The 8,374-nt window shown below is 66.2% G+C and carries 4 protein-coding genes; all 4 read left to right on the plus strand.

All coding sequences use genetic code 11. The features are described from left to right. Positions 1-1,073: 1,073 nt before the first annotated feature. From L0U85_RS20000 to cas7c, 4 genes are read left to right on the plus strand one after another with little or no spacing between them, the layout of a single operon-like run. Positions 1,074-3,305: a CRISPR-associated endonuclease Cas3'' gene (locus tag L0U85_RS20000; RefSeq protein ID WP_241379536.1), complete on the plus strand. Its 2,232-nt coding sequence runs from the start codon at positions 1,074-1,076 to the stop codon at positions 3,303-3,305. Further along, the gene (gene cas5c, locus L0U85_RS20005; RefSeq protein ID WP_241379537.1) at positions 3,302-4,000 is read left to right on the plus strand and encodes a type I-C CRISPR-associated protein Cas5c; all 699 of its coding nucleotides are present in this window, start codon (positions 3,302-3,304) and stop codon (positions 3,998-4,000) included. The genes L0U85_RS20000 and cas5c overlap by 4 nt, the downstream gene beginning before the upstream one ends. Then, entirely contained in the window at positions 4,000-5,886 is a 1,887-nt protein-coding gene (cas8c, locus tag L0U85_RS20010; protein WP_241379538.1) for a type I-C CRISPR-associated protein Cas8c/Csd1, read from the plus strand. The genes cas5c and cas8c overlap by 1 nt, the downstream gene beginning before the upstream one ends. Then, positions 5,883-6,788, plus strand: a complete 906-nt coding sequence (gene cas7c, locus L0U85_RS20015) for a type I-C CRISPR-associated protein Cas7/Csd2 (RefSeq protein ID WP_241379539.1) — start codon at positions 5,883-5,885, stop codon at positions 6,786-6,788. Before cas8c ends, cas7c begins: the two co-directional genes overlap by 4 nt. The last annotated feature ends 1,586 nt before the right edge of the window (positions 6,789-8,374 follow it).

Raw genomic sequence — 8,374 nt, forward strand, 5'->3', positions numbered from 1 at the left:
GAGCTCGGGCGCCACGTCCCGATCGTGGAGACCACTGCAGTCACCTCGACGTTGCGATCCTCGCCCGAGCCAGAGCTCGGGCGCCACCCCACCTCAGGCGGGGATGCGCTACGCGCAGGGGTTGCGATCCTCGCCCGGGCCGGAGCTCGGGCGCCACGACGATGGCCATGACCATGTCGTCCCGGTGCGCACCGTTGCGATCCTCGCCCGAGCCGGAGCCCGGGCGCCGCGCGCCGACGATCCACCCGATCGGGCCCATCGCGACGTTGCGATCCTCGCCCGAGCCGGAGCTCAGGCGCCACTCGCCGCCAACAGGACGTCGCAGTGCGGGGACGGGTTGCGACTCCCCGACCTGTTCGACGGAGCCCTAGACGGCGACTCGGAGGAGTCCGAACGTGTCTTCAAAGGATGGCACAAACTGTGCCGGCTCCGCTGCGACCCTGCCGGGCCGCTCAGTGCTTCCCCGGCGTTGCCGTCTCCGAGCTTGCAGGGAGGGGCAGAACTCATCCTAGTTGGTTCAGAGTGTCTCCTGTGTCTATATGCCCCCTCTGGGAATTTAGCAATATGGACATTGATTCAATGGAATCCCTTGTCCGGGTGCGGGTTCGCGACTGGAACCTCCTCGTGTAACTTTGCAGAAGTTCGGTTAACTCTAGCAAGACGAACGGAGACACCCCGTGAATCTCGAAAAGCCCGAGCCCTCTGGCGGCCCCGGTGGATGGCCCAGCTCGGTGATGCTGTTGCTGTTGCTGGCGTACGCCTTCGGGAACGTCACCCTCCCCGCGACCAACGTCCCCGCCGCGCCAGTTACGCCGGGCGCTACAGTCGGTGCCGAATGCACGGCGACCGGATCCGCGGTCGAGGTTCGCAACGGTTTGCTCTAGCGCAGCGTGTTGAAAGTGGCTCTGGCCGGCTTCGCCCCGGCCGGGGCCACGTTCCGATCGATAGCACTCCTGTTGATCGATGTTGAAGTCTCCCAATGAAGCCATCTAAAGCAGTTGGCTACCAGTTGAGGATCCACAATGGCTAAGGTACGTGCGGGCACCGACGGCCAAGATGATTGAGGGGTTGGGGTGGCGTTTGCCCACAGCAAGACCAAGCGCGGGAAGGTGCATCCGCTTGAGGTGCATCTCTGCGAGGTCGGCTCGCTGGCTGCATGGTTCGCGGTCGAGTTCAACTGCTCGGATCTTGCGCGGCTGATCGGTCTGCTGCACGACTGCGGCAAGTGTGCAGTTATGTGGCAAGAGAAACTTAAGATTGTCAGCGGGACGAGAGAGCGGGTCGGTATCGACCATAAAACGCTCGGATGCGAAGTGGCTGAGCGACTCGGCTTGGGCGATCTCTCGATAGTTCTGCACGGACATCATGGCGGGCTGACCTCTCCGCGGTCGGTGAATCGAAGCCGGGAATCGCTCGGCCGGATCGACTTGGAGGCGCTCACCGACGCGCGGAGCCGTTATACGGACGTGACCGGCGATCTCCAGTGGGCCGAGAAGCTCCGGCTGCCGTGGGAGAACGCCCATGTCAAGGAGATGGGTCTGCGGCTGCTGTTCAGTGCGCTTGTCGACGCCGACTTCCTCGATACGGCGGCGCACTTCGCGGACAAGGCGAAGGCGACGCCGATGGCGCACGCGGACTTCGATCGTCTGCTCCGCCGCTTCGCGAAGGCGAGAGACGCGAAACTGGCCGATCGCGAATCCTCGCCCCGGGATCCTGAGCGCCAGGCGGTCTACGCGGCGTGTCTCGAGGCGGCCGCCTCCGCTCCCGGCTCCTACCGGCTCTCGGTGGGCACCGGTTTGGGGAAGACCTACAGCAGCATGGGGTTCGCACTCCGCCATGCTGCGCTTCATGGCAAGCGGCGTGTGGTCGTGGCGGTGCCCTGGAAGACGGTGACCGAGCAGAACGCCGAAGAATACCGGGATCTCCTCGACACGGTGGATGAGCGGGTGGTGCTCGAACACCACTCGGGCGTCGATATGGAGGGCGCGGGCCTCAGATGGGAGCGCGAGGCCGCGGAGAACTGGGATGCGCCGGTGGTCGTCACGACGACGGTGCGGTTGTTCGAGTCGATGTTCGGTCGCACCGCCTCGGCGACGCGGCGTCTGCACCGGCTGGCCAACTCGATCATCATTCTCGATGAGGTCCAGGGGCTTCCGTATCGGTTGCTGGTCCCGATCCTTGACGCGCTCCGCTCGTTCGTCGAGCACTTCAACGCGACCGTGCTGCTGTGCTCGGCCACGCAGCCGGAGTTCTGGTCGCTGAAGCCGTTCCGGGGTCTCCCGGTCACCGACATCAGGCCGAAGCCGCTTGCATCGCACGTTGATACGAACCCGATTCGGTACGAGTGGTGGCTCGATCCGAAGCCGCGGCTCAGCCAGGTGGCGGCACGGGCCGCCGAGCACGGGTCCGCCCTGGTGGTCACGAACACCATCGCCGATGCCGCGACGGTCGCGAAGGCTTGGGACGCGGCAGACCGCGAAGGCGTCTTCCACCTCTCGACGCTTCTCATGCCCGGTCACCGTCTGGAGGCCATGAAACTGATCAAGCAGCGGCTCGACGAGAAGGTTCCGACGCTCGTCGCCTCGACGCCGCTCATCGAAGCCGGTGTGAACCTGGACTTCCCGGTCGTCTTCAGGGCCATGACCTCGATCGATTCGATCCTTCAGGCAGCCGGGCGTGCGGACCGTGAGCGGCGGTGGGTCGGCGGCGGGCTGGTGGTCGTGTTCGACCCGCTCGATGGGGGCAAGCCCGCCGGCCTGGGCAAGCTCATCGGCCTGACCCTTGATTATTTCGGCCCGGGCCTGGCCGACCCCGATTCGACCGAGGCACAGGCCGACTACTGGAACGAGCTCTGGGACGAGCTGAACCTCGACGGGCCCGGCTCTGCGGCCGCCGCGATCCAGCAGGCGCGCCTGGACCTCGACTACGAAGCGGTCACCCTGGGGCCCTTGACAAAGGACCGCGACAAGCCGGGCCTGCGGGACAGGAGCCGGGCGTTCAAGATGATCGAGGACGAGACGATCGCCGTGATCGTGCCTGGCCTTTCTGTCGGACCCTCGGGGCACAATGGTGTTCCGCTCCAAGGGGCACCGGCTGAGCTCGTCAAACGCGCCGCCGATCCTGGCAAGAGCCGGGCGGCGATGCGGAAGCTGCAGCCGTACATCGTGAATCTGAGCTTGTCCCGCGCCCAGAAGGACACGGTCAAGCCTCGTCTCAAGACCATCATCGGCGAGCCGGCCCGACCGGGATCGGTCGCGGTGTGGCAAGGAACCTACAACCCACTCACCGGTCTGGAAATCGAATGAGACCCAACCAAGCGGTCGTCGACCGCGATCCCGAGCCACTGGTCGTAGACCCGGGCCCGGACCGCCAGCCCGCGCTGGTCGTCCAGGTCTGGGGCGAGGGCGCGCTGTTCACGCGGCCCGACATGAAGACCGAGCGGCTGACCTACGACGCCATGACGCCCAGCGCGGCGAAAGGCGTCTTGGAGGCCATCTACTGGAAGCCCGAGATCAGGTACGAGATCGCGGCGATCGAGGTCCTCGCCCCCATCAAGCAGTTCGAGATCCGCCGCAACGAGACCAGCGACCTGCCGCCGCTCTTCGAAGCCGCCAAGGGGATCCGCCGGGTCGACACGGCCGCGAGCCGCGACCAGCGCAACGCATTGTGCTTGCGCGATGTGAAGTACCGGATCCATGCGCACCTCCTGCGCCAACCGCACGCCGATAAACCGCTCGCCGCCTATCGGGATCAGCTGCGCCGGAGAGTCGACCGCGGTGCCTGCTTCGCCCAACCGTACCTGGGCACCAGGGAGTTCACGGCCTACTTCGGGAACGCCGACGACGAGCAGCGCATCATGGACTCGCGTGACCTCGGGACCATGCCACTGCGCGTGGACTACCAGACCGGCCGCACCGAATGGTTCACCGCCCGGCTCGAACGCGGCGTCCTCCGCGTCCCCGCGCGCGGGATCGCGCTGCCGACCGGGCAGGTGCCCTGATGCTGCAGCAGCTGGCCGGATACGCGCGCAACCATCTCGAGACAGGCGACCAGACGCCCGCGTTCTATCAACGCAAGCCGGTCGCCTGGGTCATCGCGCTCAACCCGGACGGGTCGCCCAAGCAGGCCCGCTTGCGGACACTCAAGGGCGAGAAGGATCACCGGTTCGGCCTGCCATTGCCGGTTCCCTCGGTGACGAAGACATCCGCCATCTCCCCGAGCATCGGCGTCGACACGCTCGAGTACGCGCTCGGCTGGGTCAGCACCGACCCGAAGTCCGCCTCGAAGCCCGAACGCGTCCACCGCTGCCATGAAGCCTTCAAAGCGTTGAACGCAGCATGGGCCGGTGCCGACCCGGACGGGCCGGCGGCGGTGATCGCGGCGTTCTTCGCCGACGGGCACCATGAGCAGATCGCCCAGCCGACCGAGATCGGCAAGGACGACAAAGGCAGCGAGATCGAAGTGCCGACCTGGGCCCGCGGTGACCTCGTGGCGTTCAAGGTCGACGGCAAGTACGCGTTCGAGCACCAGAGCGCCCAGTCCTTCTGGCGGGCTCAGGCCGAAGGCCGGAAAGGCAGCGGCGAGACCGGGCACTGCCTGCTGTGCGGCGAGGCCGGGCAGCTGCTGAAGACGATCCCGCAGCAACTGCCGAAGCATCTGGTGCCCGGCGCGACGCAGAGCGTGGTGCTCACCAGCGTCAACAAGCCGACGCACGGATTCCTCGGCGCCACTGACCTGCGGCACGCACCGATCTGCAGCGATTGCGGCCGTCGCTCCACGACCGCCCTTCGGTCGCTTCTTGAGAGTGCCGAGCACTGCGCGCAAGCCGATGGCGCAGCGATGGTGTGGTGGACCAAAGAGGACGCCGAAACCCCGGTCCAGTACGTGATGCGAGCCGGGGGCGACGAGGAACGGCGCCGCCGCCGGGAGGTCATCGAGGACTTGGTCATGTCGGCCGAACGCGGACACGAGAAGGCCGTGGAGCACGCCGAGACAACGGTGGACCTGTTCTACTCGGCAACGATCAGCGGGAACGTATCCCGGCTGATGGTGCACGACTGGATCGAAATGCCGCTGCCCGCCGTGCGGCGCAATCTCGGACTCTGGTTCGACGACATCGCGATCGAGACCTGGAACGGGATCATCTACCCCTCGATCAAGAAACTCGCCTACGCATCAGGGCGGTTCATCCGCACCAGCGTGAAAAAGACCGGAAAAGCCGGCGAGTACGCGCCGTTCGGCGCGACCGGCGCGGACCGGCCGCTCCGCTTCGAGACGACCCTGCTGCACTGCGCCCTGTTCGGGCACCAGCCGCCGCTGTCGATTTCACAGCACATCGTTTCGCGAGTCCGGCGCGACGGCCGGGTCGACGCTGCCCGAGCCGCCGTGCTGCGGCTCGTGTTCAACCGACACTACGAAAGGAGGGGACGAATGACAGCGGGCCTGGACGAGGACCGCCACACCTTCGGGTATCTGGCGGGAAGGTTGTTCGCCCTGTACGAATCCCTGCAACGGCGTTCGAGCAACGAATACATGCAAGGCCGCAAGGATGGCGGCAGAACCGCGATCAACACGACCTTCAAAGACCGCTACTACGCGGGTTCGGTCGCCAACCCCACCCTCGGCCTGCGGGCCGGCGAGCAGCTCTCGGTCGCCTGGGCCAAGCGCCTGCGCGGCGACGAGAAGCAGGAGGGTTACCGGTACTGGGTGGAGCGCGAAATCCGGCGGCTCTACGGACTCATGGGCCCTGAGCCCGACCGGGGCCGACACGACCAGCAGATGGACTTCATCCTCGGCTACCACCACCAAGGCCAGCACCGGACGGTCAAGCCCACCGACGACAACGGCGATGCCGATGACAACTCACCAGAAAGCGACGACGAATGACCGCTCCTTACCTCAACCCCGCTGTCCGCCACGACGCCGTGTTGCTGTTCGACGTGACCGACAGCAACCCTAACGGCGACCCCGACGCCGGCAACCAACCCCGCCAGGACGGCGAGACCGGGCAGGGCCTGGTCAGCGACGTCGCGATCAAGCGGAAGATCCGGAACACCGTGCCGCTGGTGAAGGAAGGCGACGCACGCTTCGGCATCTTCGTGGAGGCCGGTACCGCCCTGAACACGCGCATCGACGGCGCCTTGGACGAGACCGCGCCCGCCAAGGGCAAGCGGGACCCCGCGGCCGCGCAGCGGTGGTTGTGCGAGCACTACTTCGACATCCGCATGTTCGGCGCGGTCATGTCCACCGGCGAGAAGGTCGGCAACCAGCGCGGCGCCGGACACGTCTACGGGCCCGTCCAGGTCTCCTTCGCCCGCAGCATCGAGGAGATCGCACCTATCGAGCACACCATCACCAGGGTGACACCGACCAAACCCGCCGACCTCGAGAACGGCAAGGTCTCAGAGATAGGCCGCAAATGGACAGTCCCCTACGGCCTCTACCGCGGGACCCTGCATTACTCGGCTGCAAAGGGCGCGAAGACCGGGGTGCAGGCCGAGGATTTGGAGGTGCTGTGGCGCTCGATCGAGTACATGTTCGAACACGACCGCTCCTCCGCCCGCGGCGAGATGAAGCTCTGCGGTCTGGTGGTGTTCAGCCACACCTCAGTTCTTGGTAACGCCCCAGCACACGCGCTCGCGCAGCGAGTGCGAGTGGAGCGAACCGAGACAACCGACGGGAAGCCGGCCAGAGCGCTCACGGACTACCAGTTGCAGATCGAAGGCCAGGACATGCCGACCGGTGTCGAAGCCTCGGTTCTCGTGAACCTCTGGCCGGGAACGGAGTGAACGACGCATAGCGGAGTTCTTGACGAACATAACAACCAGACCCAGCTCGACTAGTCCGTGAACGTGTGACGCTGGCGCCAGAGGTTCGCCTCCGATGAGGATCGCAACTATGCACGCTGGATCTGGAGCAGTCCGCCGTCGGTGTGGCGCCCGAGCTCCTGCCCGGGCGAGGATCGCAATGACCCCATGGCCATGCTTGACCAGCAGCATGGCTGTTGGCGCTCAGGCTCTGGCCAGGCCAGGGATCGCAACAACTCGATGCACGCCTAAGGCACCCGTACGCCGGTGTTGGCGTCAGAGCTCCGGTTCGTGCGAGGATCGCAACCCCTTCAGGCGTGCGATGTCGAGCCGTATCGCACTGTGGCGCCTGAGCTCTGGCTCGGGTTAGGATGGCAACACGGTGTCGCACCCGAAGAACATCAAGAACGGGCAGTGGCGCCCGAGCTACGGCTCGAGCGAGGGTCGCAACCGCTCACCAGGGAGGTCAACCCATCTCACGGCGAAGTGGCGCTGGAGGCTCGTCTCCGGCGAGGATCGCAAAGGGTCACCCAGGACGAGGATGGTCGAGCCGGTCGGTGGCGTCCGAGCTTCGCCTATGGCGAGGGTCGCAACACCGGCAACAACGAGGACGCCATCGTCTGCCCGCCGATGGCGCCCGAGCTCCGGTCCAGGCGAGGATCGCAACCAGCAGCGTTACCCGATGTGCGGCACGCTGGAGGCGTGGAGCTCGGGCGAGGATCGCAACAGGATGGTCGCACCGGACTGGAGGACCGCGGAGGTATGGCGCTCGAGCTTCGCCTGGGGCGAGGATCGCAACAAGGCGGAACAGCGAGTGCCGCACTCGGTCGAGCAGTGGCGCCCAAGCTTCGGCTCGGGCGAGGATCGCAACTGGGCAGCGCCCAGCATGGTTTTCGAGGGCCCGTTGCCGCCTGAGCGTCGGTTTGGGCGAGGATTGCAACTGGAACAGCTCCGGATTCTCGTGACCGATGAGTTGTGGCGCCGAGCTCCCACTCGGGCGAGGATCGCAACCTGAAGCCCTGGCAGGGGAACACCTTTCCGCACGCGTGGTGCCCGAGCTCCGGTTGGGGCGAGGATCGCAACCACCGTCCGTGTGTGCGGATCTCCCTGGACGATCTGTGGCGCCTGAGCTCTGGCTCGGGCGAGGATCGCAACACCGGCAACAACGGGAGACCGTCTGCCCGCCGATGGCGCCCGAGCTCCGGTCCAGGCGAGGATCGCAACCCGAGGCAGCTCTGGATTTAAGCGCAGCAGCAGTTGTGGCGCCCGAGTTCCGTCTCAAGCGAGGATCACAACGGCCCCAAGAGCGACCCCAAGGAGTCCGTCTCGCTGTGGCGCCGGAGCTTCGGCTCCGGCGAGGATCGCAACAGGACCGACGCGACCGCCTCATAGGCCGTCCCGGAGTGGCGCCGGAGCTTCGGCTTCGGCGAGGATCGCAACATTCCTGGAGGTCGCTACTTGTATGCCGCTGGTCGGTGGCGCCGGAGCTTCGGCTCCAGCGAGGATCGCAACAGCGTTATCGTGACCTCGCCGCCCTCCTTGAGGCCCGTGGTGCCGGAGCTTCGGCT

Source organism: Glycomyces sp. L485 (assembly GCF_022548875.1).
Classification (GTDB): Bacteria; Actinomycetota; Actinomycetes; order Mycobacteriales; family Micromonosporaceae; genus Glycomyces.

What these genes read in the sequence shown, in the direction of transcription:
- cas5c (WP_241379537.1), top strand. Translation starts at nt 3,302, where the DNA reads ATGAGACCCAACCAAGCGGTCGTCGACCGCGATCCCGAGCCACTGGTC.
- cas8c (WP_241379538.1), top strand. Translation starts at nt 4,000, where the DNA reads ATGCTGCAGCAGCTGGCCGGATACGCGCGCAACCATCTCGAGACAGGC.
- cas7c (WP_241379539.1), top strand. Translation starts at nt 5,883, where the DNA reads ATGACCGCTCCTTACCTCAACCCCGCTGTCCGCCACGACGCCGTGTTG.